General features: G+C 69.3%; 42 protein-coding genes. 1 reads left to right on the forward strand and 41 read right to left on the reverse strand.

The genetic code is table 11. The annotated features are described in order from the left end of the window. The 5 genes from ACF061_RS00600 to ACF061_RS00620 form a co-directional block, all read right to left on the reverse strand. On the reverse strand, positions 1–273 hold the full coding sequence (locus ACF061_RS00600) for a hypothetical protein (RefSeq protein ID WP_392264567.1): 273 nt from the start codon (positions 271–273) through the stop codon (positions 1–3). 137 nt (positions 274–410) lie between these two features. Further along, the gene (locus tag ACF061_RS00605) at positions 411–830 is read right to left on the reverse strand and encodes a hypothetical protein (RefSeq protein WP_392264568.1); all 420 of its coding nucleotides are present in this window, start codon (positions 828–830) and stop codon (positions 411–413) included. 88 nt (positions 831–918) lie between these two features. Continuing rightward, complete coding sequence (locus ACF061_RS00610; protein ID WP_392264569.1) at positions 919–1,527, reverse strand: phage tail protein; 609 nt, start codon at positions 1,525–1,527, stop codon at positions 919–921. Positions 1,528–1,584: 57 nt separating this feature from the next. Beyond that, positions 1,585–1,977 (reverse strand): hypothetical protein, encoded by a 393-nt coding sequence (locus tag ACF061_RS00615; protein ID WP_392264570.1) that lies wholly within the window; start codon positions 1,975–1,977, stop codon positions 1,585–1,587. Beyond that, positions 1,974–2,309 carry an HK97 gp10 family phage protein gene (locus ACF061_RS00620; protein ID WP_392264571.1) on the reverse strand — a complete coding sequence of 112 codons (336 nt, stop codon included), beginning with the start codon at positions 2,307–2,309 and terminating at the stop codon, positions 1,974–1,976. Before ACF061_RS00620 ends, ACF061_RS00615 begins: the two co-directional genes overlap by 4 nt. A 35-nt stretch (positions 2,310–2,344) precedes the next feature. Here ACF061_RS00620 and ACF061_RS00625 point away from each other — a divergent pair, with 35 nt between their 5' ends. Then, positions 2,345–2,665, forward strand: coding sequence for a DUF4429 domain-containing protein (locus ACF061_RS00625; protein ID WP_392264572.1), 321 nt, complete (start codon positions 2,345–2,347; stop codon positions 2,663–2,665). On the opposite strand, the gene ACF061_RS00630 is transcribed toward ACF061_RS00625, so the two are convergent. The 36 genes from ACF061_RS00630 to ACF061_RS00805 all read right to left on the reverse strand — a co-directional run bounded on the left by ACF061_RS00630 (position 2,662) and on the right by ACF061_RS00805 (position 23,190). Beyond that, complete coding sequence (locus ACF061_RS00630) at positions 2,662–3,033, reverse strand: hypothetical protein (RefSeq protein ID WP_392264573.1); 372 nt, start codon at positions 3,031–3,033, stop codon at positions 2,662–2,664. The two genes, ACF061_RS00625 and ACF061_RS00630, sit on opposite strands and share 4 nt — an antisense overlap. Beyond that, positions 3,033–3,449 carry a hypothetical protein gene (locus ACF061_RS00635; protein ID WP_392264574.1) on the reverse strand — a complete coding sequence of 139 codons (417 nt, stop codon included), beginning with the start codon at positions 3,447–3,449 and terminating at the stop codon, positions 3,033–3,035. Before ACF061_RS00635 ends, ACF061_RS00630 begins: the two co-directional genes overlap by 1 nt. A gap of 9 nt (positions 3,450–3,458) precedes the next feature. Next, positions 3,459–4,490 (reverse strand): glycosyltransferase family 4 protein, encoded by a 1,032-nt coding sequence (locus ACF061_RS00640; RefSeq protein WP_392264575.1) that lies wholly within the window; start codon positions 4,488–4,490, stop codon positions 3,459–3,461. A 1-nt stretch (position 4,491) separates the two neighbouring features. After that, positions 4,492–5,445, reverse strand: coding sequence for a phage major capsid protein (locus tag ACF061_RS00645; protein WP_392264576.1), 954 nt, complete (start codon positions 5,443–5,445; stop codon positions 4,492–4,494). Positions 5,446–5,457: 12 nt separating this feature from the next. After that, entirely contained in the window at positions 5,458–6,111 is a 654-nt protein-coding gene (locus ACF061_RS00650) for a hypothetical protein (protein WP_392264577.1), read from the reverse strand. Between the two features lie 60 nt (positions 6,112–6,171). Further along, a complete protein-coding gene (locus ACF061_RS00655; RefSeq protein WP_392264578.1) occupies positions 6,172–6,888 on the reverse strand; it encodes a hypothetical protein in 717 nt (238 codons plus the stop codon). Positions 6,889–6,928: 40 nt separating this feature from the next. Then, entirely contained in the window at positions 6,929–8,392 is a 1,464-nt protein-coding gene (locus ACF061_RS00660; RefSeq protein WP_392264579.1) for a phage portal protein, read from the reverse strand. After that, positions 8,389–10,065, reverse strand: coding sequence for a terminase TerL endonuclease subunit (locus ACF061_RS00665; protein ID WP_392264580.1), 1,677 nt, complete (start codon positions 10,063–10,065; stop codon positions 8,389–8,391). Before ACF061_RS00665 ends, ACF061_RS00660 begins: the two co-directional genes overlap by 4 nt. Before the next feature lie 4 nt (positions 10,066–10,069). Beyond that, the gene (locus ACF061_RS00670) at positions 10,070–10,558 is read right to left on the reverse strand and encodes a hypothetical protein (RefSeq protein ID WP_392264581.1); all 489 of its coding nucleotides are present in this window, start codon (positions 10,556–10,558) and stop codon (positions 10,070–10,072) included. 425 nt (positions 10,559–10,983) lie between these two features. Beyond that, the gene (locus ACF061_RS00675) at positions 10,984–11,247 is read right to left on the reverse strand and encodes a hypothetical protein (RefSeq protein ID WP_392264582.1); all 264 of its coding nucleotides are present in this window, start codon (positions 11,245–11,247) and stop codon (positions 10,984–10,986) included. Positions 11,248–11,251: 4 nt separating this feature from the next. Then, the gene (locus ACF061_RS00680; RefSeq protein WP_392264583.1) at positions 11,252–11,473 is read right to left on the reverse strand and encodes a hypothetical protein; all 222 of its coding nucleotides are present in this window, start codon (positions 11,471–11,473) and stop codon (positions 11,252–11,254) included. A 2-nt stretch (positions 11,474–11,475) separates the two neighbouring features. Continuing rightward, positions 11,476–11,769: an HNH endonuclease signature motif containing protein gene (locus ACF061_RS00685; protein WP_392264584.1), complete on the reverse strand. Its 294-nt coding sequence runs from the start codon at positions 11,767–11,769 to the stop codon at positions 11,476–11,478. Further along, positions 11,766–12,494 (reverse strand): hypothetical protein, encoded by a 729-nt coding sequence (locus tag ACF061_RS00690; protein WP_392264585.1) that lies wholly within the window; start codon positions 12,492–12,494, stop codon positions 11,766–11,768. Before ACF061_RS00690 ends, ACF061_RS00685 begins: the two co-directional genes overlap by 4 nt. Next, on the reverse strand, positions 12,494–12,670 hold the full coding sequence (locus ACF061_RS00695) for a hypothetical protein (RefSeq protein ID WP_392264586.1): 177 nt from the start codon (positions 12,668–12,670) through the stop codon (positions 12,494–12,496). Before ACF061_RS00695 ends, ACF061_RS00690 begins: the two co-directional genes overlap by 1 nt. Positions 12,671–12,695: 25 nt before the next feature. Then, positions 12,696–13,244 (reverse strand): DUF6221 family protein, encoded by a 549-nt coding sequence (locus tag ACF061_RS00700; RefSeq protein ID WP_392264587.1) that lies wholly within the window; start codon positions 13,242–13,244, stop codon positions 12,696–12,698. Positions 13,245–13,269: 25 nt separating this feature from the next. Then, positions 13,270–13,572 carry a DUF305 domain-containing protein gene (locus tag ACF061_RS00705; protein WP_392264588.1) on the reverse strand — a complete coding sequence of 101 codons (303 nt, stop codon included), beginning with the start codon at positions 13,570–13,572 and terminating at the stop codon, positions 13,270–13,272. A gap of 215 nt (positions 13,573–13,787) precedes the next feature. Continuing rightward, the gene (locus tag ACF061_RS00710; RefSeq protein ID WP_392264589.1) at positions 13,788–14,342 is read right to left on the reverse strand and encodes a class I SAM-dependent methyltransferase; all 555 of its coding nucleotides are present in this window, start codon (positions 14,340–14,342) and stop codon (positions 13,788–13,790) included. Positions 14,343–14,350: 8 nt separating this feature from the next. Beyond that, positions 14,351–15,700 (reverse strand): hypothetical protein, encoded by a 1,350-nt coding sequence (locus ACF061_RS00715; protein WP_392264590.1) that lies wholly within the window; start codon positions 15,698–15,700, stop codon positions 14,351–14,353. Beyond that, complete coding sequence (locus ACF061_RS00720; RefSeq protein WP_392264591.1) at positions 15,697–16,812, reverse strand: hypothetical protein; 1,116 nt, start codon at positions 16,810–16,812, stop codon at positions 15,697–15,699. The genes ACF061_RS00715 and ACF061_RS00720 overlap by 4 nt, the downstream gene beginning before the upstream one ends. 10 nt (positions 16,813–16,822) lie before the next feature. Then, positions 16,823–17,209, reverse strand: a complete 387-nt coding sequence (locus ACF061_RS00725; protein ID WP_392264592.1) for a hypothetical protein — start codon at positions 17,207–17,209, stop codon at positions 16,823–16,825. Between the two features lie 205 nt (positions 17,210–17,414). Then, positions 17,415–17,657, reverse strand: a complete 243-nt coding sequence (locus tag ACF061_RS00730) for a DNA-binding protein (RefSeq protein ID WP_392264593.1) — start codon at positions 17,655–17,657, stop codon at positions 17,415–17,417. A gap of 132 nt (positions 17,658–17,789) precedes the next feature. Further along, positions 17,790–18,119, reverse strand: a complete 330-nt coding sequence (locus tag ACF061_RS00735; RefSeq protein ID WP_392264594.1) for a hypothetical protein — start codon at positions 18,117–18,119, stop codon at positions 17,790–17,792. Further along, the gene (locus tag ACF061_RS00740) at positions 18,116–18,352 is read right to left on the reverse strand and encodes a hypothetical protein (protein WP_392264595.1); all 237 of its coding nucleotides are present in this window, start codon (positions 18,350–18,352) and stop codon (positions 18,116–18,118) included. Before ACF061_RS00740 ends, ACF061_RS00735 begins: the two co-directional genes overlap by 4 nt. After that, positions 18,349–18,744, reverse strand: a complete 396-nt coding sequence (locus ACF061_RS00745) for a hypothetical protein (protein WP_392264596.1) — start codon at positions 18,742–18,744, stop codon at positions 18,349–18,351. Before ACF061_RS00745 ends, ACF061_RS00740 begins: the two co-directional genes overlap by 4 nt. Next, positions 18,741–19,463, reverse strand: coding sequence for a hypothetical protein (locus ACF061_RS00750; protein ID WP_392264597.1), 723 nt, complete (start codon positions 19,461–19,463; stop codon positions 18,741–18,743). Before ACF061_RS00750 ends, ACF061_RS00745 begins: the two co-directional genes overlap by 4 nt. Before the next feature lie 146 nt (positions 19,464–19,609). Beyond that, positions 19,610–19,948 (reverse strand): hypothetical protein, encoded by a 339-nt coding sequence (locus ACF061_RS00755; RefSeq protein WP_392264598.1) that lies wholly within the window; start codon positions 19,946–19,948, stop codon positions 19,610–19,612. 7 nt (positions 19,949–19,955) lie between these two features. Next, positions 19,956–20,180, reverse strand: coding sequence for a hypothetical protein (locus tag ACF061_RS00760; RefSeq protein ID WP_392264599.1), 225 nt, complete (start codon positions 20,178–20,180; stop codon positions 19,956–19,958). Between the two features lie 7 nt (positions 20,181–20,187). Then, entirely contained in the window at positions 20,188–20,376 is a 189-nt protein-coding gene (locus tag ACF061_RS00765) for a hypothetical protein (protein WP_392264600.1), read from the reverse strand. Beyond that, positions 20,373–20,537 (reverse strand): hypothetical protein, encoded by a 165-nt coding sequence (locus ACF061_RS00770; RefSeq protein ID WP_392264601.1) that lies wholly within the window; start codon positions 20,535–20,537, stop codon positions 20,373–20,375. Before ACF061_RS00770 ends, ACF061_RS00765 begins: the two co-directional genes overlap by 4 nt. A gap of 4 nt (positions 20,538–20,541) precedes the next feature. Then, complete coding sequence (locus ACF061_RS00775; RefSeq protein ID WP_392264602.1) at positions 20,542–20,835, reverse strand: hypothetical protein; 294 nt, start codon at positions 20,833–20,835, stop codon at positions 20,542–20,544. Positions 20,836–20,961: 126 nt separating this feature from the next. Beyond that, positions 20,962–21,261, reverse strand: coding sequence for a hypothetical protein (locus tag ACF061_RS00780; protein ID WP_392264603.1), 300 nt, complete (start codon positions 21,259–21,261; stop codon positions 20,962–20,964). Then, a complete protein-coding gene (locus ACF061_RS00785; protein WP_392264604.1) occupies positions 21,255–21,620 on the reverse strand; it encodes a hypothetical protein in 366 nt (121 codons plus the stop codon). The genes ACF061_RS00780 and ACF061_RS00785 overlap by 7 nt, the downstream gene beginning before the upstream one ends. Then, positions 21,617–21,889 carry a hypothetical protein gene (locus ACF061_RS00790; protein WP_392264605.1) on the reverse strand — a complete coding sequence of 91 codons (273 nt, stop codon included), beginning with the start codon at positions 21,887–21,889 and terminating at the stop codon, positions 21,617–21,619. Before ACF061_RS00790 ends, ACF061_RS00785 begins: the two co-directional genes overlap by 4 nt. Positions 21,890–21,897: 8 nt before the next feature. Next, on the reverse strand, positions 21,898–22,311 hold the full coding sequence (locus ACF061_RS00795) for a hypothetical protein (RefSeq protein WP_392264606.1): 414 nt from the start codon (positions 22,309–22,311) through the stop codon (positions 21,898–21,900). Positions 22,312–22,371: 60 nt separating this feature from the next. Then, the gene (locus tag ACF061_RS00800; protein WP_392264607.1) at positions 22,372–22,701 is read right to left on the reverse strand and encodes a hypothetical protein; all 330 of its coding nucleotides are present in this window, start codon (positions 22,699–22,701) and stop codon (positions 22,372–22,374) included. A 57-nt stretch (positions 22,702–22,758) separates the two neighbouring features. Beyond that, on the reverse strand, positions 22,759–23,190 hold the full coding sequence (locus tag ACF061_RS00805; RefSeq protein WP_392264608.1) for a hypothetical protein: 432 nt from the start codon (positions 23,188–23,190) through the stop codon (positions 22,759–22,761). Positions 23,191–23,215: the final 25 nt, after the last annotated feature.

Here is a 23,215-nt window from a genome sequence, read left to right on the forward strand (position 1 = left end):
CTATCCGGCGCCCCCGTTGATCAACTGGAACAGGAAGTTCGCGCTGCTCTCGTTGAGCTTCGCCTTCGGCCGGGCTTTCTTGGCCATCGGCCGACGAACAGGCTCTGGAGGTGCCGGCTGCTTCGCCTTGCTCGCTACGTGCGCAGACACATAGACGTGCTCCAGCATCGCGATGCGGTCGACGACCATCGCGAGAAGCTGCTCCACATGCGACCAGCGGCCCTTCTCCGGCTCCGCCTTCTCCGCCTGCTCGGCCAGCTCCTCCTCCGACATCCCATTGCGAAGGGCGGTCCACGTCGCCGATTCGGACGGCAGGTGCTGAATGAGGACCCTCAGCCGCCGCCACGACATCCGCCCGCGGTGCACATCCAGCAGGTCGACGCCGTTGTAGTAGCGGAGCAGGTCGGCCTCTACCGCCTCCGCGTGCTTCGAGACGACTTGGCGGGTCCACGCGAGTTTCCCAGGCTCTCACCGGCCCGCTGCGCCGCTCCCTCGGTGAACTGGAACCACTCCGCCATCGTGGGATCGAGCTCCAGGTACAGCGCGAAGTCGTCCGGGTGCAGGACCTTCTCGGCGAAGGCGTCGATCTGCCCCTGGTTCAGGAGCCGCTGCCACGATGCCCGCCACGCGGTCGGCGGCACGACCTGCACTTCCTCACCGCAGAGGTCTGCGGTGATGTAGTGACCCTCGCCCTCGATCTCCTGCGCCTCGACGGCAGACACCTCCGGCTCGTCGACCTCGGGCTCGACGGCCGGTCGAGTGGACGGGCGGGATGCGGCACGGGCAGCGGTGCGCGGCTTCCTGCTGGTGGTGGTACGCGTGTTGGCCACGGCGCGGGCCTCCTCTATTCAGGGCGCGGGCAAGGGGGTGAAGGTGGACGGGCCGGGCCCGCGCCAGGGTGGCGGCCCGTCCACCAGCTCAGGAAGCGCTGTACGCGGGCGTGGTCGGCAGCTTGTCCGTGTGATAGACCGTGTTGCCGGCCTCGTCCGGGTAGGCGGTGATGGTGATCTCGTAGCCGCTCATTTCGTCCTGCTTGAACGTGACGTCCGAGCGGTCGCTGACCTCGCCCTGGGGGACGTAGAAGCCGCGGGCGGTCTCGCCGTCGAGGACGACGAACCACCAGGCGCGGCGGTCGGCCGAGGGGCTGGCGGTCTCCGCGAACGAGGTGAGGCCGGACTCGCTGTCGGGGGCGAGGTCGCCCTCCGGGATCCGGTACATGATCGACTGGACGCTGATCCTCGCGGTCTCCCAGAGCGTCATTTTGAACGTGCGCACCGACTTGGTGACGACCGTCCGGAACGGGCTGGTCTGGCCCCACGGCGTGAACTCCTGCGAGTCCTCGTCGAAGCCGTACACGAGGCCGTCGTCGCTCACCGCGCCGAGCGGCTTCCACGGGGCGACGGGCTGGTCGAGCGGCGACGTCGGTGCCGTGGTGCCGGTCGCCGACACCCAGCCCCCGCCGTTGGCGCCGATGACGGTCAGGTCCGCCGCGCGAGTGATGTTGACCATGATGGGGTCTCCAGACATGCGAAAACCCCGCACGGCGGCGGGGTCGGATACAGGGTCCGGCGCGGGCCCAGCCGGTCAGGAGACCGGGTGACAGTAGATCTCGTAGGTCGCCCCGACACGACGGAGCGCAGTGTTCTCGTAGGGACGCACAGCAGGCAGGGTGATAGCTCCCGTGCGGCCGATGACCGCAGTACTGCTGGTACTCCCCCGCAGTTCGCGCGTCACCCAGTCATGGACCTCGCGGGCCAGGGTGATCGCGTCCGCGCGCTTGGGCGCGTACACGTCGATGTCGACGAGCATCCGGGCCAGCCGGACGCCGTCCTCAGAGCCCGCCGGGACCTGCTGGATCTGGATCGTCGGCAGTTCCTCGAGGAGGCGGTTGTCGAGCTCGTCCCGCACCACCGCGGCCGGGAACCGGGCCGTGGCCCGCGTGATGAGCTCCAGCTCGATGTCGATGAGCGCGGTCACTGGTTCCGACCGCCCATCGCCGCAGCCCGCAGCAACACGTGATGTGCCGGCCCGGACGGCTCCCCGTTCCCGTACTCCACCCAGCGCGCGTAGTAGGCCGTGTTCCGGACAACCGCGACCGCACGATCCCGGCGACGGCCACCCCGGTTAGTGCTGTCCGTCTCCCAGGAGTCCTTGTAGTGGCCCGGGTGCGGGCCCTGCTCGTCCACCGGAGACAAGGCGATCGCGATGCCCTTGATGACCTCCGCGCGGCGCAGCATCTCCGCCTGCATACCCGGCATCCGCAGCATGTCGCCGACGCCTTTGCGCTTCATCTTGAACCGTGCTGCCATAGCCCCTCCACTAACTCAAGCCACAGGGGGCGGACATGGACGTTCAGGGCGTACTCGGCAGCATCAGCTTCGACGGAACCTGGGTCACCATCACCAAAACGCGTGCCGGGTCTCGGCCGGCACCCGTGCGGCTGCGGGCCGCGGACATCACCGGCACCCGGTTCAAGCCCGGCAGCCGGCTGATGCACGGCTACGTACAGTTCCTTGTGCCTGGCAGCATCGCGGCAGGCGAACAATCCGGAGTGATGCAGGGTGGCAGGCCGCCGTACTCGGACCCGCACAGCCTGTCCATCCCCCGCAAGTCGAACGACGCCGCGGAGAAGCTCGTCGCTGCTATCGAGCAGGCGCGCGGCTAGCCGGTCACTCGGTCCGCCGCGAACTGGATCGGCCCGCGGGCCCCGGTGAACGGGGAACGCCCCCAGTCGCCGGGCTCGCCCGTGATGTCGCACGTGACGCCTCGCACCACCGCGCGGTCGGTGGTGCGGAGCGGCATCCGTGGATGCCCAGGCGGCGCGTACACGGTCCAGCCGACGATGACCGTGTCCCGGCCCTGCTGCTCCGACCCGCCCACCTGCGGGCTCTCCGCGCGCGGCGTGACCACACAGCCCTCCAGGTCGAAGGACTCGTCCGGGCCGGGCAGCGGCTGACCGCGAGGATCCCGGCCCGGCGACGGGCCGGTACGCAGGATCCGCACCGTCTCCCCGAACGGGAACGGGAAGGGCATCAGTAGTACCCCCAGCCCGGTTCGAAGTCCGTGAACTCGGCTCCGTCCTCGTCATACGGGTACGTCGGCGACGGGGACGCCTCCAGCGGCGTCGGGTCTACAGTGAACGCACCCCCGCGGCCGGCCAGGCTCTTGAGGGCGGTCCTGTCGGCCTTCGTCAGGTACAGGCCGCCAGAGCCCTGAGGCCGCTGCACCGACATCGGGCCGATCGTCTCGTAAGACACCTGCTGCGGATTCACGTAGGCCCGGCCCGAGACGCTCAGCACCACGGCTTCCGCACCCTCTGGCAGCGGCTTGACGATGGTCTGGCACAGTTGGATCGCCGTCTGGATCAGGAGATCCGCCCGGGCCCCGTCGATCTCCCCGAGCCCCAGATACAGGCCCAGCTGCTCGGCCGTCGGAGGGGTGAATGCCACGGCAGCCTCCTACGCTCGCAGGGCCTCGACTGCACTGCACCACGCCGCCAGATCCGCCGACGGATCCAGCTCAGCACTCCGTGTTTTGGCTCGCTTCGACGCCAGCCGGTACTCCGACGGCTGCATGAGCTTCCGCAGCACCGCCTCGTAGCCGTCGACATCGCTGCGGTCGACGAAGACGCCGGCCTCGCCGAGCGACTCGCACAGACCCGGCGTCGGATGGGCGACCACCGGGATTCCCGAAGTGAGCGCCTCCACGCCGGCGCGGCCCCACGACTCGTAGGACGACGGCATGAGCAGCACCCGCGTGCGGGCATACACGCGGTCCCGCATGTCCGAGCCGTCGACGTGGTCGACGACCTCAACGTTCGGCAGATCCGGCAGGATCTGCTCCCCGTAGGCGCCCTTGACGGCGAGGAACTGCTGATCCGGCATGCGTTCGGCCAAGGCCTTGAGTACCTTGCCGCCCTTCTCCGGATTGCAGTTGACCAGCGTGATCGCCTTCCCGGGGCGCGTCGCGTACTCGTCGGCGACCACCGGCGGGCGCACGATGATGCTGCCCGTCGGGCGGATCGCCTGCGGGTACTCGGCGAAGAACAGCTCCGCCTCCCGCTCCATCCAGCGCGAGTTGTAGACCGCCAGCGCCGTCCCGCCCGACGCCATGTCACGGAACGTTGGCCTGTGCGTGTTGTGGCAGAGCACCACCAGCGGCCGACCGTACCCGCGGGCCAGGCTCGCCGTCGACGGGACCGTCTCCAGATGCGCCACCAGCAGATCCGCCTTCCGGGCGGCCGTAGGCCAGTCCAGACGAGCCTCCAGAGGCACCACCCGGATGTCCCGGTAGTCGTACACCTGGTGGGCTTTGCTGTAGCGGGACAGCCACACCGACACGTCATGCCCGCGCTCCACCAGCGGACGCAGCATGCTGACGAGCATGTGCTCGGCGCCCGCGTTGTGCTCCGGCGGCATCGCATGCGCACGCACCACCACCCGCAGCGGGCGCGCGGTCCCGCCCGGCGCGGAAGCCGGGACCGCGGCCACCTCAGGACCCCGAGGGAGCGTTGGTGTACTTCACGAACGCCTGCTCGTCGCCGAGGACGAAGCCGTAGTAGGCCTCCGCCAGCAGCAGCACCAGGTTCTCCTGGAACGCCGAGTGGACGCCACCGTCCTCGTCCACGTAAGTGGCCTCCTTCGAGATCCGCACAGTGATGTCCATGCCGATCCCGTAAGCCGCCTGCGACCAGTCACCGCCGATCGCCCGCAGGCCCGTGTCCACCGAGGTGGACTGGCGCCGCTGCTTGCCCGACACCGACCGTGAGTAGGCAAGCGGCTCGCCGATCAGGGTGCCGGCCGCTGCCATGTTCGTGCCCGGGGTCTGCGTATCGACGAGGATCGGCTGACCGTTGGCATCGGTCGCCCGCAGCAGTTGCGGCTTCAGTCGGTGGTCGGCCACGGTGCCGGTGTAGTCCCAGTCGCCATCGACGACCAACTCCATGCCGTCGACGAAGTCGGCCCAGATGCCGCCCTCATCCCTCGGCGCGCTGCCCAGCGCGATGCTGTTCGTCGTCGCTGCCAGGTAGTCCTGGAAGGGGCCAGTGGCACCCTTCATCGTCTTGCCGTGGATCGCGGCGTGGTCGAACGCGCGGGCGAACGCGGTCGGGAGATCGCGCTGAAGCTGCGTCCACAGACCGCCCGCATTGGTCGTGACAACCTCTTCTGCGACCGGGATGAGGACGGCAACCTTCTTCGCCTGCATCTGCTTGACGCCGACGCCGCCGGACGACAGCGGCTTGCGTGCCGCCTGCCCGACCCAGTCCGCCTGCGGCACGTCCATCGGGATCGGCACGCTGGTCGTCGCGTCCAGCGCCAGCGGCGCCGGTCGGGCCAGCTGCATGACTGCGCTGGTCTCGACAGACTTCTCGAAGATGGGCCCCGCCAGAGTGCGGGGCAGTAGTGCGTCGTTGACGTCGGACAGCTTGAGAGCGGCCGTGGCCATGGTCTACCTCTTTCAGCGGCGCAAGAGCCGCGAGTTCATGAACCCCTCGAACTCGTCCGCGGGGTTGAGGGTCCGTTGCTTGTTTGCGCCGGACGCCTGAGTGCGGTCCGGTGCGGGACGCCGCGGGCCCTCCTGGGGCGGGGCAGGCTTTGCCCAGTGCGGCTTGCGCTCGAGGAGCGCGTCGAGGTCTGCCTTGATGGCCGCCTCGTCGATGTCGCCGTCGGAGTCGATGTACGAGTCGAGATCCAGCGCGCCGACCGCGTCCTCCGGGTCCGCGAACGAGAGCCCGGCCAGTGCCTGCACCTGCGTGCGCACCAGCTTCTGACGCGTCCGCGTGATCTGCTCGTTCGCGGCGGTGAGCTGCGCGTTCAGGCGCTCGGACTCCGACATCTCGGATTCCTTGATGCGCTGCAGTTCGGCCGCCTTCGGCTCCAGCTCCTTCAGACGCTTGCGGAGGTTCGCAGCCTCGTTGTTCGCCTTCCGGATCTTCGCCTCGGCCTGCTTCCGGTCGAACGGCTCCTCGCGCTTGCCGTCGGCCGCCTCCTGGGCGCCCTCGACCTCGCTGGTGCCACCCGCTCCGGCCTCGCTCGCCGTCGACTCGTCGACGGTCTGCTCGGCCTCGGAACCGGACTGCTCGGTGCTGGACTCTGTTGTCTCTTCAGGCATGACGAAACAGCCCTCCAGGGGCTCGAAAACGGGAACGGCCACCACCAGGGCAGCCAGGGATCAGTGAGCGCCGGGCAGCGGATTGCTGTCGTGCTCGGCGAGCGCCCGACGGAACAGGCGCAATTGGTCACCGGAGTGGCCGGCGGCATACTCCTGGTACAGCCGCTCCCACTCCTTCGCATGCGAGGACAGCTCGAACCGCTGCCCCCGGAAGATCGGGATCACACCGCAGTGGCAGCCGTCATGAGCCCGGAAGTCGACCGTGTCCTGCTTGTAGACGGCCCCGCGGGTGGCGAGCAAGCGGCAGAAAGCGCAGGAGCCGAGGGCTGCTGCGCGTGCCCAAGCCACCGCCTGTCGGTCCCGCCGCACCGCCTCTTGGACAGTGCCGCGGCCCGTGTCGGTGACCAGCTTCTGCGCCACCTGCTCGGCCTTCTTCTCCGCCTGCGCCAGCCGCACATCCACCGGCTGTCGCTGCGCCTCCGTAGTCCGGTCATCCTCCGGATCGCGCGGCCACAAGTCCTTCGTCGCCCACCGCAGCGACGCCTCCGTCTGCTCCGGCGGAGGAGGATCAGCGACCGGCACCGTGAACACGCCCGGCACGCCAGCCGCGTCCCGCTGCCCGTCGTAGAACTCGGCCGCCAACGCCGACGACGTCCGCGCGTACTGCTCCACCACCGCGTTCATCGCCGCCAGCCAATCCGGCACCGACGACTGCAACCGAGACGGAATGATCAAACGACGCAGACCGCGAACATCCCGCACCAGCAGACGAGTCAACCCGAGCTGAGCAGACCGGAAGCGACGAGCCGACTCCCCACTATCCGAGACCGTCGCCGCCACCCGACACCTCCGCCGCGGCCGGCAGGTTCCCGGCCGGCCGCTCGTTCAGTGCGGCGAGGCGGTCCAGGAGACCGCCGCCAGTCGCGGCAGCACTCGAACGCCGACGGTCTGCAGCAACACGCTGCCGCTGCTCCTCCGTCAACCCCGCCATCTCCAGCGCAACGTCAGAGTCAGCGGGAAGGATCCCGGTCGTGACCAGCTTGGTGACCGCGTCGACCTGAGCTGCCAAGGTCGGCGTCGCAGGGTTCCGCCACACCGTCTCGATCCGCCGCGTCTTGTCCGGCGCCTCACCGTGGCGCACCCACAGAGCCAGCCGCATCGCCTCACGCCACGACGCCCCGAACCGCCTGATGCGCCGCTCGGCCTTCTTCACCAGCATGGCCTCGCTCGAACGGATCGCGTCCGCGGAGGCCGGGTTGTCGCTGGTGTAGCCCAGCATGTGCGGCGGCAGCCCCAACTGCGTCGCCATGATCCTGGCGTACAGGTCGATGATCCGCGTCATCGCCGTCGGGTCGTGCGCCGCGAACTGGCCCACCGCCGGCACCTGGCCGTCCTCGTCCCGCTCCAACGCCAGGACCCGACCGATGTACGTCTCCCACGCCGACTTCGCGTTGCCCTCAGCGTCCTGAAACGCCGACTCCGACGCCCCCAGGATGTACCGCTGCGGCGCCCCGAAGAACTCCGCGGCAACCTCCATGCCCATCAACCGCCGGCACGCCGCGTCCGTGATGGACATGACCTCCGGGGTGATCTCGCTCCGACCCACGCGATCCGCGGTGCGCTGCCGGTTCGCCATCCTGATCACCGGCACCACACCAAGGTTGTGGATGTCCCGGTCGACGACCACCCAGCCTGTGCCCTGCTCGTTGGGCACCGCGTACACCGTCTGATCCGGCAGATACAACACGATCATCTTGTCGTCCGTGCTGCCGCCCAGCCAGTCCGGCTGGCACTCCCGCAAGGCGGCCGTACCCATCCGCAGCCGGGCATCCCACTGGAGGGTCATGTCCAGCGGCGACTCCACCGTTATGAGCGGCGGAGCATCGTCCCCGTCGGCAGAGCCGACCGCCAGGTACTCACGGCCGTAAGTGAGCGCGTCCAGATGCGCGAGCGAGGCCTCGTCAAAGAGGTCGTTCGCGTCGGCGATCTCCGACAGCTCGGCGGCGTCCGAACCGTCCGCCCACCGGAACGCCTCCAAGTCGAGGCGCTGCTCCAGGGCCTCCACACCGATCCGCGGCCAGCCGATCACCGTGTGCAGGCCTCGAAGTTGCGGCGGGATGCTGATGCCGAGATCCCGAACCAGTTGCTCGCCGTTGAAGTACGCGTCCCGCAACGCCAGGTTGTACCGGTCCGACAGCAAGTCCTGCCGCAGCGCCTGCACCAACGCCAGCTCATCATCCGACAGCGTCAGCAGAGGCAACTCGGGGATGGAGACGGTCACCGCAACACCACCACCCGTCCCGACTTGCCGGCCTTCTTGCGGCCGAGCCCCTTAGCCATCGCATCCACGCGGCACTGCCAAGCAAGAACAGCGGCGATCGCCGCGTCGATCTTCCGCGGGCTGTCTGGATGCTCCTTCATGATCTGTATGCCGCTACGGGACTCGCGGCGCCGCGCGTTGAGGATGTGCCGCGTGAGAACGCTCGACCCATCGTGTGACAACTCGCCGTCCGCCACGCTCGACCTGAACTTCTCCAGGGCGCGCACGATCTGCACTGCCCGGCCGCCGGTCATCCACCACTCGATCGGATGGTTCGTCGACGCCTTCACCTTCAGCCGGCGCCCGAACTTTGCTTCCCAAGCCGCGATGTGCGATTCCCACTTCGCAGGGTCCGCGTACATCCCGACCACCCGGTAGTCCCTGAACGCGTCCTCGACTGCGGCTAGCACCTCGACCGTGGGCACCTGCCAGTCCTGGCCGAACGGCCCCTCCGGCTGCTCCCAGCAGCCCAGCAGGAACAGGTGCCCGTCCGACACCCGGCAACCGACCAGTGCAGTCGCGTCCGTCACGCCACGGTTGCGGCGGCGAGATCCGTCGAACCCGAGAACCACTTCATCCTGATCCGCGATCACCTTCTCGACCGCTGCAACGCTGGCCCATTCCGGCTGGCTGATCCATCCATCTGTGGCATGCGTGACCTGGTTGAGGTAGTACCGACGAGCGTCCTGGGGGTCCGTGTCCGGGTCCCAGTACTCGGCCAGTAGGCGGCGCAGGTTTACCCAGCCGCCGTTCCTGTCCGCCGAGTCACCGTAGGCGACCGCCAAGCCGTTCATCAGCGACCGCTCGTTCGCCGGGTCCGTCTCCGCAGGGGCCTCGCGGTGATCGAATAGCAAGCCCTCGTCCAGCTTCAGCTTGCCTTCCTGCTGCTTCGTCCACGCCTCAAACGACCGCTCGGCTACCGACCCATCGCCCGGGATGAAGGCGTTCGGCGTCTCCACAGAGCAGCCGTTCACCTTGCCGAGGTTGCGGCGGATGGTTGCCGCGAGCTTACGACCGCCATTGGACGGGGTCCACGACTCCGTCTGGTCCATCGCCGAGAACACGGGACGGAATCCCTCACGGCTGGTGCCCGAACTGGTCACGAACTCGACACGTCCGCGGGGGACGTTGACGAAGGTCTCCATCGGCTCGATGTCGTAGGCGTCCAAGACAGGGCCGCCCCGCGCCATCTCCAGCAGGGGGTCCCAGGTATTCGCCGTCTGGTCCTCCGACACTGCGACGATCTGCACCTTCGCCTTGAAGCCCAGAGAGGTCCACGGCCGCCCTACCGGCTCCCCCTCCGCGTCCCATCCATCCGGAACGACGTCCGCCAGCGCCTCGGCCAAGCACAGTGCCGCAACCAGCGGCGACTTCCCCCAGCCCTTCGGCCTGGACAGCACCGCACGCCGGATCCGGCGCCCATTACGCAGCGCGCGCCCTCCGACGGCTGGCCCCTCAAAGTGGGGGTCGATGGCGTAGAGCTGGAGCACGAACATCGCCTGCTCGTCCGTAAACTCCAGCGGCTCGCCGGCCGCGGGACCGTCGGGAACAATCAGGTGCTCGGCGATCCAGCCGAGGATCTGGTAACCGAGGGTTGGGATCTCCCCGGGATAGCTAGGGCCACGCCATGGCATTGGATCACCCCCCGGAAGCTTCACCCTCCTTGCCGGGCTTGATAACCCGCAGCTTCGCGTACCGCTCCTTCGCCGCCTCGGCACCCGACGAGCCCTGCCCCCCGTCCGCGCCATCAGCCTCGGCGAACGCCATCCGCAGCCGTGCCCGATCCTCCATCGTGGCTCCATGCTTGGCCACCCGAAGGCGAAGCTCAGCAGCCACGGACAAGTCCCCACACCAAAAGCGCGCATGGATCAATGCCGTATCCAGCAGGAAGTCCCAGTCGGTCGACCCGAAGTGCTCGGCCTGCGGCGAGTCGATCCACATCTGCCACCACTCGCGGGTGCGCTCGGGCCAGATGAACTCGACCAGGTCGCCATCTTTCTCGATCCGAAAGTCAGGCAACTCGGGGGCTTCCGCCCGTTCGAAGCGAAGGATCGTCTGAGGCTGCGCCTCCTTGTTCCGGCGAGCCCTCCGGGAGGGATCCTTCGGAGCCGGCCCGGTGCCTGCCATAAGACCACCTCCCAGAATCCCCAGACCCGTACAGAAGGACAGCGTGTATACGGCCCCGATCCGAAAGGATCTTGGGGTGGGGGGCATGCCCCCTATGTCCGATTAGGGCATCTTGAGTGACTTTGCATCACTACAGGCCACAAATGGACCAACGCCCGCATTGATGTGATCTTAGATCATTAGCTTCACTCGTGAAGCATTCGACGTTTTAGCCTCTTGATGACCAAAGTCGTTGAGCTCGCAGCACGATGACCATGAGCGCATCGGCCTGCCTCGCCCGTGCCTGCCCTGCCCACCACCCAGGCCTGCCCCACCCAGGTAGGGGCGGCCGGCGGGCTGGGCACCACCTACCCCCTCGGCCTACTCACCGAGAGAGCAGTGCGCTAGCAGGAGCCTGTCGGCTTGGGTCGTGCGTCCTCGACTGGTCACCGCCGCTTGCGGGTTCCGCCTCGCGTGGCCTTGGCGTGCGCGCTGGTGGTCATGCCGGTCGCGGCCATGTGCCGGAGCTGGCAGTAGCCCTTGGCTCGCGGGCCCATGTACTTGCTGACCTGGCGGACGCAGCGGGACCAGTCACCGGGAGTTCCCCATCGGATCTTGGCTGCTCCGGTTCCGTGGGTCCAGTAGTCGCGGAGGGTCTGGGCGTTGCCGCCGCCTCCGCGCCGGCCGTTGCCCTGTCGTCCGCGTGCCATGGCGTCACTCTCCCTCGGGCTGGGGCGCGGGCTTCTGTTGGTCGTCTACCCGTTCGATGCGGGCGACTTGTGCGGCGGGGATGGCGATGGCGACCCGGTTGGGTTGGTCGGGCCCGCGGTCGGTGAAGAGGACCCAGCCGTCAACGAACTCGACGGCGAGGTCAGGGTCTTCGATGAGCTGGTCGTCGCCGTGGCGTTCGGGGTGGATGACGAGGTAGGCGGGCACGGTCACCTCAGTCCGGGGTGTGGTTCCTCGGGCCGGCGCCGTCCGGCCCTGGGGTTGGCGCGCTGGGCGTCGTTGCCTTCCCGGCTGCTCTTCAGTCCGTGGCAGGTGGCGCAGACGCCTTGGAGCCGGTCTTCGGCGTGGGCGTCGGTCTTAGCTTCGATGTGGTCGCAGTGGGTGCTGGGCCTGACGCCGCAGATCTTGCAGATGGGATCGCGGTCGAGCACCTTGCGGCGGATGGTCGCCCAGTTCGACGGCAGTCTCGCCTTGCGGTCGGACCCGGCCCAGCCGCCGCTCATGACTGGTTCTTCTCGCCGCTGCCCGTCGCCGGTGTGGGCGGGTAGGTGGCGCGCTTAGCTTCGCGGACAGCGACGCCGTAGCCGTGGAGGTAGCCGACCGAGTCGGGATGCTGGGCGTCCATGATCTCGGGCTGCTCAGGCAGCCGACGGACGCGGCTGAGCGCTTCGTCGTACTCGGCTGCCTGCTTGAGGTGCTCGCAGGTGTCGATGTGCGGTGGCCACTCTTCGGTGAGCCATGCGGGCGCGACGCCGTGGTCGGTCCATCCGCAGTGGCGTTGGCCGATCTCGTAGCCGTGCCGCGCCCAGGTGCGGGCTTCGTGGCAGTCGGCGGTGAGCCGCTCGATCCACTCGTTGGCGGCTCGGAGTTCGGCGTCCTTGTCGCGGGCCTTGCCTTCGTCGGGTCCGTACCACCGCGTGGCGTACTCGACGCCCCGCCGGACTGCTTCTTCGGCGTCGCCTTCGATGTGCACCTGGACCGTGGCAGGTGCGGTCTGCCGGGTGTCGAGGTAGGCGCTGGTGTCGTTGGCGGGGATGTCGACGGTCTCCGGCGTGACGATGACGCCCCGTGCTCCGATGCGGTCGGCGAGGGCCTGCCAGTAGTCGCCGAAGGTGGCGTCAGCCTTGAGGGCGATGCGCTGCGGTACGCACTCGTCCACGACGAGAATGAACGGCGGCTGGTCGTCGCTGCTGCCTGCGGGGAGTTCGAGGATCTGCAGGCGGGCCATCAGTCGGTCGCCGCCTCGTCGTCCTGGAGGATGATGCTGCGGACGTTGGCGCGCGGGATGTGAGCGACGATCTTGCCATTCACATACCCGGTGTACTGGTAGCCCTCTTCGTCGACGGTGTCAGCTTCAATGGTGTCGGTGTCGCCGGTCAGGTAGTTGATCAGGTACTGGGCCATGGCGCGGGCTCCGTGGTTGGTGGGGTCAGGGTGTCCAGTTGGGGCCGCGTAGCGCGGCGGGCACGTCCCGCATCGGTGTGTACGGGGCGAGGATGTCGGCGAGGCTGCGCGGCTTCACCTCGGGCGCCTGGGGTCGGTCGAGTCCGGCGAGGATGTCGTCAGTGATGCCGTGCGCGTGGGCGAGGTCCAACAGTTCCGGGCAGTCGTTGATGTTCTGGGTGACGGGGTCGTCGCAGTCGCCTTCGGTTCCGCATCCTCGGCAGGCGGTAGCGAACAGACGGCTGTCAGCAGCAGCCGGGTCGACTGCGTGTCGGGCGAGGATGCGCCGGTCGGCGTGACAGCGGCGGAGGACGGTCGCGGGGTCATTCATGGCGATGTGTCGGGCGTCGGCTGCCGACTGCTTGGGGTCGTCGTCGGGTCCGCCGGTGAAGGCGACCCACTCGGCCTCGTCCGTTGTTCCGACTCGGAAGCCGTGTTCGGGTGAGGTCTCGTCGCGCCAGCTGTGCGGTGTCGCATCCAGGGCAGCGACCTGGACGCGGTCGACTTGCTGGGTGATCCAGGCGTGGAGGTCCATGGGCGCGGGCCTTCCGGTTGTGGGGTTACATGCCGCCGCACTGGCAGCCGTCGGGCGTGTCGCCTTCGTCGCCGTTGTCCTCGCCGTCGCCCTGGTCGCCCTCTCCGTCGTCGGCGGGGAGTTCGATCCCGGCCTGGGTGAGCCAGGACCGCATGTCGGTGGCCGCCTGCCCCTGCGTGTCCACGACGGACCGGGCGAGGTCGGCGATCCGCGACTGGCGCTGCGCCGGGCTGCTGTTGTCGAGGTAGCCCTGCGCGATCCGCACCCCAGCGTCGCTGTGCTGGATCATCAGGTCGAGGAACTGGACGTCATCCATACTGATCGCCACGGCGGGTCTCCTCTCGTCAGCGGCGGGGGTGGTCTCGGCGGGCCCGACAGGTCTCGTTGTGCCAGCCGAACAGGCGGCAAGCCAGACGGCGGGGAGCGCAGTAGGCGAAGTCGCGCGGCTCGTAGATGGCGTACCCGACCCAGTACGCGAGGCCGCGGCGGACCATCCACTCAGCGCGCGGGTCCGGCCTCCCGCGCGGCAGCAGAGCTGACCTGTCAGGCACGGCGGGACCACCACCAGACGCCGAGCGTGTTCCCCCTCATCGACTCGGTCTTGCCGCCGAGCTGGGCGAGGACCTGGTCCATGTCGTCGGGGTCCCACTGGTGGAGGTGGGCTTCGTGCGGGTTGCCGTCGACCTCACCCTGCGGCGAGTCGACGATGGGCAGACTGACGAGGATGTTCCACGCGCCGGCTGCTTCGGCCCGCTGGAGCAGGGTCACCGCGTCATCGCGTTCGACGTGCTCCAGGACGTCACCGAAGATGACGAGGTCGCGGTAGTAGAGGTGGTCGGGGGCCTCGCGGGCGTCGAGGTTGTGCACCTCGTCGTACATGTCGGTCCGCTTGGCCGTGTTCTTCAGCCCATAGCGCCGGATGTACGGCTTGTGGATCTCCACTGCCGTCCACCACACGCCGGGCTCGTCGGGCCCGTGGGGCCGGAACAGCTTGGCGTAGGTGCCCTCTCCGGGCCCGACGTCGCACACGGTCTTCGGCAGGTGGCGCTTGAACCGTTCGAGGGACCAGTCTTTGCCCTCGGCGTCACTGGTGGGCATCAGGTCTCCTAGCTGACAGCGGCCCAGACGTTGTTGGCGTCCGGCGTGTATCCGGACAGGGTGATGCTGGCGGGCAGGCTCGTCTGCCCGGACGCGGAGCGGCAGAACCGGTAGCTGCCGGCGGCGAGGTTCGCGTTGCCGGGGGTGAAGGTACTGCCGAACGTGGACCCGGCCGCGAACGTCGGGCTCGTGGTGCCGTTGAAGAGCATCGCGATGTAGTAGCGGCCAGCCGGCGCCGAGTACGAGCCGGTGAGGCTCATGGCCTTGTTGCCGACGCTGTTCCACGTCGTCGACATGTCCGCGGTGATGCCGCGGCGGGTGCCGGCCGAGTCGTACAGGCCGGCGAGGCACTGGCCTGCGGTGAGCGTGGCCCCGGCGGTACCGATCACCGCATTGACCTTGCTGATCGTGGTGGCCTGCCGCAGCACGACCCCGAGCAGGTAGATGAACCCGGCGGACAGCGTGGTGCCGGTGGTGGTGCAGGCGGCCGGGTCCAGCGACCAGGCGATCAACCCGTGATCCGATGGCGTCCACACGTTGCCGAACGTGGCGAGCCCCGCGTACAGGCCGTCTGCTGTGGTCTGGGTGAGCGCGCCGATCGATGCCGGACTGACCGGGTCGCTGCCGCCCGATGCGTGCGTCGAGGCGTGCGCGGTGGGGGTGCGCGCGTTCGTCAGCCGGGTGTCGTCGCCCGCCGCGACGGTGCCCGTTGTGGTGCCGACGTTCAGTGTCGCGGCCCCGCCCAGGCCCAGGTTGGTGCGCGCTGTGGCCGCTGACGCTAGATCAGACAGGTTCGATGCCTTCTGCGCGGCGCCGGTGAGCCGGCTGTCGTTGCCCGCTGCAACGGTCCCGGCCGCGGTGCCTACGGCGAGCGTGGCGGCGCCGCCGAGGCCGAGGTTCGTGCGGGCGGTGGATGCGCTGCTGAGGTCGGACAGGTTCGCGGTCTTCTGCATGGCGCCTGTGAGCCGGCTGTCGTCTCCGGCGGTGACGGTGCCCGTGCTGGTGCCGATGTTGAGGAGGGCTGCTCCGCCGAGGCCGAGGTTGCTGCGGGCGGTGCCGGGGTTCGCTAGGTCGGACAGGTTCGCCGTCTTCGACAGCTTGTTGGTGTCGGCGTAGGCGCGGTCGCCGTGCGGGTCGGTAGCCGCGGTGTGCGTGTTCACCGCGGTGGTGGCGGTGCCTGCGGGGTCGGCTCCGACGCTGCCTGCGTCGAGGGTGACGTCGCCGGCCTGCCCGTTGACGGAGGTGACGTCGCCGCCGCCCGTGCTGATCGCCGTGTCGACTTCGATGACCTTGAACGGCTGCCCGCCGGTTACGTCGATCGCGTCGGGGTCGGCTTCGCCGGTGACTTGGATCCTCACCGGGTCACCTCCAGCGACACGACGACTTTGCCTTGCAGGATGCGGACGACGGTCGTGCCCTTGGCCATCTCCAGGTCCCACACGCCGTTGCGGGTGAGGGTTTCGGTGACGGTGGCGGGGATGGACAGGCGGACGCTGGGTCCGTCGACCACGAGGTGCGGTTGCAGGTCGAGGAGGAGCGCGCCCTGGTCGGCGGGCATGGACCGGATCTGCGCCCGCGCCGACCATCCCTCCCATGTCCATCCGTCGTCGAGGACGGTGTACGTCTGCATGAACGTGGCGCCCTGTTCGATGAGCAGGTCGTGGGTTCCGGCGGACAAGGCGGCCACCTCCGGAATGCCCTCGGCGGAAGCGTCGGCCGTCAGGTCGGACCCGGCGGTGAGGGTGGCGGCACCGTGCTGGACGAGGACCGCGCCCGCGGTCAGGGCACTGTCCGCGCCGAGTACGGCGCCGGCTTCGGCGGTGACTTTCCCGGCTGCTGTCAGCCTGCTGTCTGCGGCAAGGCTGGCTGTGCCGGTGATGACAGCACCGTTGGCGAGGGTGTTGGCCAGGTCGTATTCGGCGTAGTCGGCGGTCCCGGCATCGCGGTGCGCGGACATGTCGAGGGCGCACTGCTCGACGGAGCTGGCGACCCAAGCCGGGGTGGCGAGGGTTCGGCGGTTCGTCCACGTGGTGCCGTCCGGGGACGTGTCCCAGTAGACGTTGCTGCCGTCCTCGCGGAGCCGCAGGAATGCGTGCGTCGTCGCACTGTAAGTGATCTCGACGGCGGACGGGTCGGTGCCTGCGGTGTCGGACTGCATCCGCAGCATGCCGGTCACGGCGTTGACGGTGAAGCCGATGCGGGTTCCGCTGGTGTCGTAGTCGGGGGCGTTGACGTACACCCCGCAGTACGCGGTGGTCGCGGTGCTCTTGGCGGGGGTCGTGACGACCTTCACGTAGAAGGTGGCGCCGGCGAGTGTCCAGCTGTAGGCGGTCTGGTAGCCGGCGTATCCGGTGGCGCAGGGGACTCTGGCCCGGCCACCGGTCTCAGTGACGCCACCGTAGGAGTTGCCCCAGTTCGGCCCGATGACCCCATCGTTGAAGTTGTCGACGAGAGTGGAGAGGGACGGCACAGCGCCTCCCCTACGTGAGCGCCAGCTGCAGCGAGGACGCGACGAGCTTAAAGTCATCCCCGGCGTTGACCGTCTTGCTGGCGGTGAGCGCCCCGTACCAGAGCCGCACCGGCGTGCTGGCGGAGTCCCAGACTTCCACGCCGACGACGGTGCAGGCGGGCATGGACGACCAGACGAGGTCCGTGCTGTTGGCGGTGGCGCCGCCAACGGACGCGGCGACGGTAAGGGACTGCCGCGAGTACCCGCCGCCGGTCACCTCGGTTCCCGCGGTGGCGTCGTCGCCGGACGCGGTGACGAGCGCGACCTTCAGCGGGGTGGTGGGCCTGGTCGGGGAGCCGACCCCGTTGATCCAGTCCAGGGCCAGATTCTCGGCGGTGTTGCTGAGCGCGTCGGGCACGGCGGCACTCCTTCATGCTGGGCGCCGCGCGGCGCTGGTCGGGTCCCGGCGCCCGGGGCAGGGTGGGCGGCGGGCCGGGGCGTAGGACCGGACACGCCCCGCTCGGGGTTGTGTTGTCCGCCCGGCCCCCCACTTGGGCCGGGCGGACAACAGGGCCGAGCGCGTGGCGCTACGAGGCCCGGCCTGCGCCACCGCGCGCAGGAGATCAGGCGGCGAGTAACCCGGCGTCGATGATGTCGGGGGTGGGGCCGGGTTCGATGAGTTCGCGGGTGTCGGGGTTCCGCTTGGCTTCGGGGAGTTCGGCGAGGTCGTAGAGGACGCCGTTGCGTCGCCGTGCGGGGTCGTGGTGCCGGGTGAGTCGGCCTTCGGCTGCCCAGCGCCGGATGGTGGTGGCGGGGCGTCCGGTCCAGTAGGCGGCGAGGTCTTCGGTGACGAGCTGCGGGGGCATTCGATCACCCCCTAGATGCACGGAAGGGCCGCCCGTGGCGGCCCTCCAGACACAGCGAGATCGATTGGAGCACACCATACGCTCAGTGCTGATCAGATGGCAACCCCTGTTGCTGAAGTTGCAAGACGTGTGTCAGGCGGGCCGTACAGTGAGCGCGCGTCCGTCCCACGCAAGCGTGTCGCCGATCCCGGCGACGAGCGGGGTTTCGTCGTCGCGCTGGATGACGAAACCGCCGATTCCTGCGATGGCCCGGTAGCCGTGTTGACGGCACCAGCGGTCGGGGATGTCGAGGAGCGTCGACATGGTGATGGTGAGCTGTGCTGGGTCGGCGGCTTGCCGGTTGCAGACCATGCGGCGGAAGAGGGAGGACGTGTTGCGGCAGTCGTCGCGGGTCTGCTGCCAGAGGCAGCGGGATGCGCGTCGGTCGTAGTCGGCGGCTAGGCCGAGCAGCGTGTCGCTCATGCCGCCTCCGTGGTGTGGGCGATGGCGCGTGCTTCGAGTGCGTCGGCTTCGATGTCGATGGCTTCCCCGGCGCCTCGGAGGGTGCAGTCGGGGTCGTCGGCGAGGTTGCGGCAGGACTCGGCGACGGCCCGCAGCAGCGCGAGGACGGCGTCGCAGGCGATGTACGGCTGCCCGTTGCTGGCGGTCACGATCGGCAGCCGGTCCGCAGCGTGCGGCAGGGGCGGCCGGCTCATGCCGTCTGCCCATCCACGGGCACCTGCCAGCACTTGCTAGTGCAGTCCTCCCCATCGTGGGGCAGCCCGGCGTCGTGCATCTGCTCGAACGGCACGGCCTTCATGGCTTGCAGGCACCAGACGCCCTTGGTTGTGAGCCACGACCCGTTGATCGTGGAGCCGTGCTCGGTGAGCTCTGCCGTGTCCAGGAGGGACAGGGCGATCTGCTGCGCCGCTCCTCCCCCGGTGAGGGCTTCAGCGAGCCGCCAGCCGTCGTTTTCATAGAGCGGGCAGAGGGCGAGAAGGTCACGGACCAGGACGTAGACGTCTTCCGGGTTCCCGCACCCGCAGATGCCGAGGTCTTCGTAGAAGATCCGGTACAGGTGGTCCAAGACGTGCTCGCCTGGGGTCACGCTGCCGCTCCTTGCTGCTGCTCGGCCACGGCCTCCTGTGCGGCGTGGAGGTCTCGCCACTCCCCCAGCGTTTCCCACCTGCTGCCGCAGCCGATGCAGCGGACGCGGTGGCTGGCGGCCGTGGCGGTGAGCGGGGTGCCGCAGTAGCCGTCGCCGACCGGGACGGGGCAGACGCCGATCTGGACGCGGCCCGGGCGGCGTTCGCCGGCGACGAGGGCGGTGCATTCGGCGTGGAGGCGGCGGATCTCCTCGATGTCCTGCCCGACCGACTCGTAGGACGAGCATGCCCACAGCAGGTTGTTGGTGAGGAACTGCACCTGGTGCGGGACGGCTTGGGCGGGGTTGCCGCGCCAGGCGGCGATGCCCCAGCCGAGCGCGGCCCGCCACGAGTCCTCTACCGCGGCGAGTCGGGCGGAGATGCCGCCGGGGCCGACGAGGGCAAGGACGTCGAGGCGGGGCGGGATGGGTGGCGTCTTCGATCCGCTACCGCCGCCGCTGCCGGGCGGGCGCGCGCCACGCATGAGGGCCGCCGTGGTGTTCAGTTGCCGGAACAGGCCGGTGAGTTCGCCTATTCGCCGAGCGGTTTTTGTTTCGCAGGGTCGGCAGACGAGTCGGTCGAGTTCGTCGGTCCACAGGGGGTGGGCGCCGTGTCCGTGGGTTGGGCCGGCGGCGCATGTCGGCCAGTCGTAGCCGTCGTCGTTCGGGGCGTGGTCGTGCATGGTGCGGCTCCTCGGCGGTGGTGCGGGAAGCAGGGGCACTACTGAGCCAATGGTGCACCACAGGGTTGACGACGGGAGCCAATGGTCCAGTCGAACGCGCCCGTGGCCCGCCCCGGACGGTGGGGCGGGCCTCGACGGCGGAACGGTCAGGCGCCGCGCAGGATCTGGTACCTGCGCTCGGCTTCGGGTGACCGTTCGAGCAGCCAGCCTTCGCCGTGCTGGTCGCAGTACCGGCTGTCCTCGTCGCTGCCTCGGTGGAGGAAGCAGAGGTTGTGTTCGTTGACGCGGGGGCAGCAGCCGCAGGTGGCTTCGCAGCACTCCTCTTCGGGGGTGCAGTCCTCGCAGCGGTCGCCGGTGCAGTAGGGCTGGCCGCTGGTGCGCTGCTCGTCTTGCCCGGCCAGGTAGACGCCGGGTTGGATCTGGGTGGGTGGTCCGAGGTGGCAGTGGCAGGGGATCACGGTGTGGCAGGTCCGGCAGAGCGCCATTCTCGCCTCACTTCTCGGCGGCGGCGTCACGTACAGCGGCGACGGTGAACGGTCCGCCGCTGGTGATGCCCTTCGCGTCGGCCTGGTCGCAGAGCGCCAGGACGGCGTTGAGCCGCAGCCGTAGGGTGCTGTTCTGGGCTTCCATCTGCCGCATCAGTTCGGCTGCGGCGAACTCGGCTCGCGCGTCGAGGGCGTCGGCAGTCTCGCCCGGATCGATACCGATCATGCTCACGGTGTCCTCACTTCTCGTCTCGTGTGACGGTCGCGTGCTCCCAGACCCATCCGTCGAGCTCGTCGAAGTCGCCGGGGTTGACGATGAGACGTCCGGCCTTGTCGCGGACGATGTCGCGGACCCTGACGGTCCGGCCGTCGGTGTGGACCAGGTCACCGACCTGGAAGTCGTCGGCGGGGAGATAGAGGTCGGTCACGTGCGGGCCTCCCAGTGTGGGCAGTTGGTAATGGGCTGGTTGAGCGTCTCGGGTCCGTCCTGGTGGCAGCAGGCTTCGGGCCAGGAGTCGCATCCGCAGTCGAGGCCGGGGATGCACTGGTGGCTGGTGACGACGACCGGGATCGGCAGGACGACGGGCATCGGTTTACGCTTCATCGGCGGCGCGTTCGGCGAGCCGGGCGAGCGCGGTCGCGTAGTCGGTGACCGTCCCGGCGAAGCCGCCACCCCGCCCATAGGCGCACGTGGACTGGTTCGGAACGCACGGGATGCTGATGGAGCCGACGAAGGCGTCATCGGTGGGCTGGCCGCCTTTGAACAGCCACATATAGGGGGTGCCGAGGCTGTCGGTGCCGGTGGCGATGCTGTGCCCGGGCGGGGTGTCATCGTCGACTCCCTGCCAGTTGATGGTGCAGTGGGCGGAAGAGAACTTCGCGGGCATCGGTCTACTCCTCAAATCGGTCGGTCCAGTAACGGCGGTCAAGGCGTGCGGCTTCGGCGGGGGTCTCCCACCATGCCGGGTCTGGCGGGGGCGGTTCCTCGGCCTGGGCCGGCTCGGGCGGGGCGGTCACTGTGTCGCCGCCGTGGCCCAGCGCAGCCAGTCGGCGAGTCCGCGGGCGGCGGCCTGTTCGCGGGTGGTCTCGCGCCGGGCGTCTCCGGACGGACCCAACTCGGCGATCCACCACCGCCACCCGTTCCGGCCGCTACGCGACGTACCGCCGTAGGACGGGGCAACCACGACGATCAGCCGGCCGTCGGAAACGACATGCCACCGACGGGACTCCGACCAGTCCGACGCCTTCACCAGGACGGCTGCCTCGATGACGGTCCGGGCCGCGCGGGCGGAGAGCGGCTTGCGGGTCACCATGGCTCCTCGTCGTAGTCGGCGGCCAGGAGGACGGTCCGTGCGGCGGCGCGCTCGGTGTCGAGGCGGTTCTGGATGCGCCAGTAGCGGGGGCAGTCGATGCGGTGGCAGGTCGCGCAGATCGGGTCCCCGCCGGTGCCGGGGTACGCGTCCGCGTGCACCGCCCGCATCCGGTCCTGAGCGGTGACCGGGCGGGCGGGCCGGGCGGCACGGCGACGCTGCATCCGGTCGAGGATCAGCTCCTCGTCGGGCGGCGTCCACGAGTGCACGCCGACGCTCGACCTCCAGCGCCGCCCGTGAAGGTGGCGCTCCTCACCGCACCACAGGCAGCCGTAGGGGACTGCGAAGTCCAGGCGGGTCACGAGCTACCCAACTGCGTGCTGGTGATCAGCGGGTGCGGCTCCAGGGAGACCCAGTCGCATCCGCCGTGGGCGTGCACGGCTCCGTCGTCGTCCTGCCAGGCGCTGTCGAGGTCGAATGGGATGCGCTTAGCAGCCTCAACGAACGGACCCTTGGCGGCTTCTTTGTTGGCGTAGACGCCGAGGACGGTGCCGCCTTCGTGGTCCTCTCCCTGGGACAGGATCCAGACGACCGGGCCGGCTGGTTGCTGACGGTTGGCGAGTGCGCTCACGAGTTCTCCTAGGCGGTGAGTTCGCGGGGGATGGTGAGGAGGAGCATGTCGGGCCGGTAGGTGGTGCAGCCGTCGACGGTCCAGTAGCCGGAGTCGGCGCTGATACCGAGGACGTAGGCGTTGTGCGTGCACCAGTCGCAGTGCCCGGGGTTGAACGGGCGCGCCCCGCCAGCCTGCGGCCGACTGGTGTGGGAGAAGTACGACACCCACTGGGCGCGGTCGACCGGGTTGAGCTGGTGGTCGTAGTGCGGCTGGATGGTGCCGACCAGGGCGTCACCGGGGCGAATCTCGGCGACCGGGGTGATGCGCACGGCGGCCGGGTCAAAGCTGCCCTCGGGCGGGGTGGCCATGCGCCAGCCGGACGCGGTCTCGGTACTGGGCGCGCGCACGATCACCCGGTGGAAGGGGATGAGCTCGGGCATCAGGGGCTCCTTACGCGACAACAGTGGGCCCGGCCTGCCGCGGCCGGGCCCCTGGATGGTTCAGGCAACCTCGCGGGCGTAGGCCACGGCCTGGGCGAGCATGCCGGGCACCTCGTCCGCTCCGTCGCCGTTCCAGCCGGCGAGCGGAATCCAGCGCTTCGCCGCTGCGTCGTCCTCGTCGCGGGGGTCGATGTCGTCGGCGGTCGAGGTGCGGAACGTTTCGACGGTGTAGGGGGACCAGCGGTTGTTGGGCTCTGCGGTCGCCACGATGAACACGGTGCCGACCCGCTGGACATCCAGGATGCGGGCGTCGACCGGGACGCCGATGTCGGTGAGGGCGCGACGGGCGATGGCTTCGCGGAGCTGGGTGATTCGGGCGGTGGTCGTCAACGTGGGCTCCTCACGGATGGTGCTGGCCGGGTTCGTCTGGTGCGCCGTGAAGTTGGTTTAGGCGGCCTCCGTGTAGGCGGCCTGGAAGAGGGAGGGCTGGGCGAGGTGCTTGGTCTGCTTGTAGGTGACGAGGCCGACGTAGAGGGCCATGTCGAACGGCCGGTAGACGTGGACGTGGATCCAGCGGCCGGTCGACCGGTGGCGGACCCAGCAGCGGACGGGCTCGGTGCCGGTGGCGGCGATGTGGGCCTTCTTGACGTGCCGGCCGTACCAGGACTGGTAGCCGTCCTTGAGGTCGCTGGCGCCGAGGCGGTCGAGGACGTCGCCAGTGCGGATCAGCAGTCCGGCTTCGACCTGGGTGATGATCTGGCCGCTGCGGGCGCGGTAGGTGAGGGCCTTGCAGACGCGGCGGGCCGCAGCGTGGGTGCGGCGTATGACGGTGATCGCGCGGGCCTTGACGATGCGGCGGCTGCGGTTCGAGCTGAGCATTGCGGGTCCCCCCTGGTGCGGCTTA

This window comes from Streptomyces sp. NPDC015220 (assembly GCF_043079345.1).
In the GTDB taxonomy this organism is placed as follows: domain Bacteria; phylum Actinomycetota; class Actinomycetes; order Streptomycetales; family Streptomycetaceae; genus Streptomyces.

What these genes read in the sequence shown, in the direction of transcription:
- ACF061_RS00670 (WP_392264581.1), bottom strand. Translation starts at nt 10,558, where the DNA reads ATGGCAGGCACCGGGCCGGCTCCGAAGGATCCCTCCCGGAGGGCTCGC.
- ACF061_RS00700 (WP_392264587.1), bottom strand. Translation starts at nt 13,244, where the DNA reads ATGGACCTCCACGCCTGGATCACCCAGCAAGTCGACCGCGTCCAGGTC.
- ACF061_RS00770 (WP_392264601.1), bottom strand. Translation starts at nt 20,537, where the DNA reads ATGCCCGTCGTCCTGCCGATCCCGGTCGTCGTCACCAGCCACCAGTGC.
- ACF061_RS00735 (WP_392264594.1), bottom strand. Translation starts at nt 18,119, where the DNA reads ATGAGCGACACGCTGCTCGGCCTAGCCGCCGACTACGACCGACGCGCA.
- ACF061_RS00775 (WP_392264602.1), bottom strand. Translation starts at nt 20,835, where the DNA reads ATGCCCGCGAAGTTCTCTTCCGCCCACTGCACCATCAACTGGCAGGGA.
- ACF061_RS00795 (WP_392264606.1), bottom strand. Translation starts at nt 22,311, where the DNA reads ATGCCCGAGCTCATCCCCTTCCACCGGGTGATCGTGCGCGCGCCCAGT.
- ACF061_RS00690 (WP_392264585.1), bottom strand. Translation starts at nt 12,494, where the DNA reads ATGGCCCGCCTGCAGATCCTCGAACTCCCCGCAGGCAGCAGCGACGAC.
- ACF061_RS00630 (WP_392264573.1), bottom strand. Translation starts at nt 3,033, where the DNA reads ATGCCCTTCCCGTTCCCGTTCGGGGAGACGGTGCGGATCCTGCGTACC.
- ACF061_RS00610 (WP_392264569.1), bottom strand. Translation starts at nt 1,527, where the DNA reads ATGTCTGGAGACCCCATCATGGTCAACATCACTCGCGCGGCGGACCTG.
- ACF061_RS00805 (WP_392264608.1), bottom strand. Translation starts at nt 23,190, where the DNA reads ATGCTCAGCTCGAACCGCAGCCGCCGCATCGTCAAGGCCCGCGCGATC.
- ACF061_RS00600 (WP_392264567.1), bottom strand. Translation starts at nt 273, where the DNA reads ATGTCGGAGGAGGAGCTGGCCGAGCAGGCGGAGAAGGCGGAGCCGGAG.
- ACF061_RS00755 (WP_392264598.1), bottom strand. Translation starts at nt 19,948, where the DNA reads ATGGCGCTCTGCCGGACCTGCCACACCGTGATCCCCTGCCACTGCCAC.
- ACF061_RS00750 (WP_392264597.1), bottom strand. Translation starts at nt 19,463, where the DNA reads ATGCACGACCACGCCCCGAACGACGACGGCTACGACTGGCCGACATGC.
- ACF061_RS00695 (WP_392264586.1), bottom strand. Translation starts at nt 12,670, where the DNA reads ATGGCCCAGTACCTGATCAACTACCTGACCGGCGACACCGACACCATT.
- ACF061_RS00625 (WP_392264572.1), top strand. Translation starts at nt 2,345, where the DNA reads ATGGACGTTCAGGGCGTACTCGGCAGCATCAGCTTCGACGGAACCTGG.
- ACF061_RS00650 (WP_392264577.1), bottom strand. Translation starts at nt 6,111, where the DNA reads ATGCCTGAAGAGACAACAGAGTCCAGCACCGAGCAGTCCGGTTCCGAG.
- ACF061_RS00645 (WP_392264576.1), bottom strand. Translation starts at nt 5,445, where the DNA reads ATGGCCACGGCCGCTCTCAAGCTGTCCGACGTCAACGACGCACTACTG.
- ACF061_RS00665 (WP_392264580.1), bottom strand. Translation starts at nt 10,065, where the DNA reads ATGCCATGGCGTGGCCCTAGCTATCCCGGGGAGATCCCAACCCTCGGT.
- ACF061_RS00780 (WP_392264603.1), bottom strand. Translation starts at nt 21,261, where the DNA reads ATGGTGACCCGCAAGCCGCTCTCCGCCCGCGCGGCCCGGACCGTCATC.
- ACF061_RS00710 (WP_392264589.1), bottom strand. Translation starts at nt 14,342, where the DNA reads ATGCCCACCAGTGACGCCGAGGGCAAAGACTGGTCCCTCGAACGGTTC.
- ACF061_RS00685 (WP_392264584.1), bottom strand. Translation starts at nt 11,769, where the DNA reads ATGAGCGGCGGCTGGGCCGGGTCCGACCGCAAGGCGAGACTGCCGTCG.
- ACF061_RS00730 (WP_392264593.1), bottom strand. Translation starts at nt 17,657, where the DNA reads ATGCCCCCGCAGCTCGTCACCGAAGACCTCGCCGCCTACTGGACCGGA.
- ACF061_RS00740 (WP_392264595.1), bottom strand. Translation starts at nt 18,352, where the DNA reads ATGAGCCGGCCGCCCCTGCCGCACGCTGCGGACCGGCTGCCGATCGTG.
- ACF061_RS00620 (WP_392264571.1), bottom strand. Translation starts at nt 2,309, where the DNA reads ATGGCAGCACGGTTCAAGATGAAGCGCAAAGGCGTCGGCGACATGCTG.
- ACF061_RS00675 (WP_392264582.1), bottom strand. Translation starts at nt 11,247, where the DNA reads ATGGCACGCGGACGACAGGGCAACGGCCGGCGCGGAGGCGGCGGCAAC.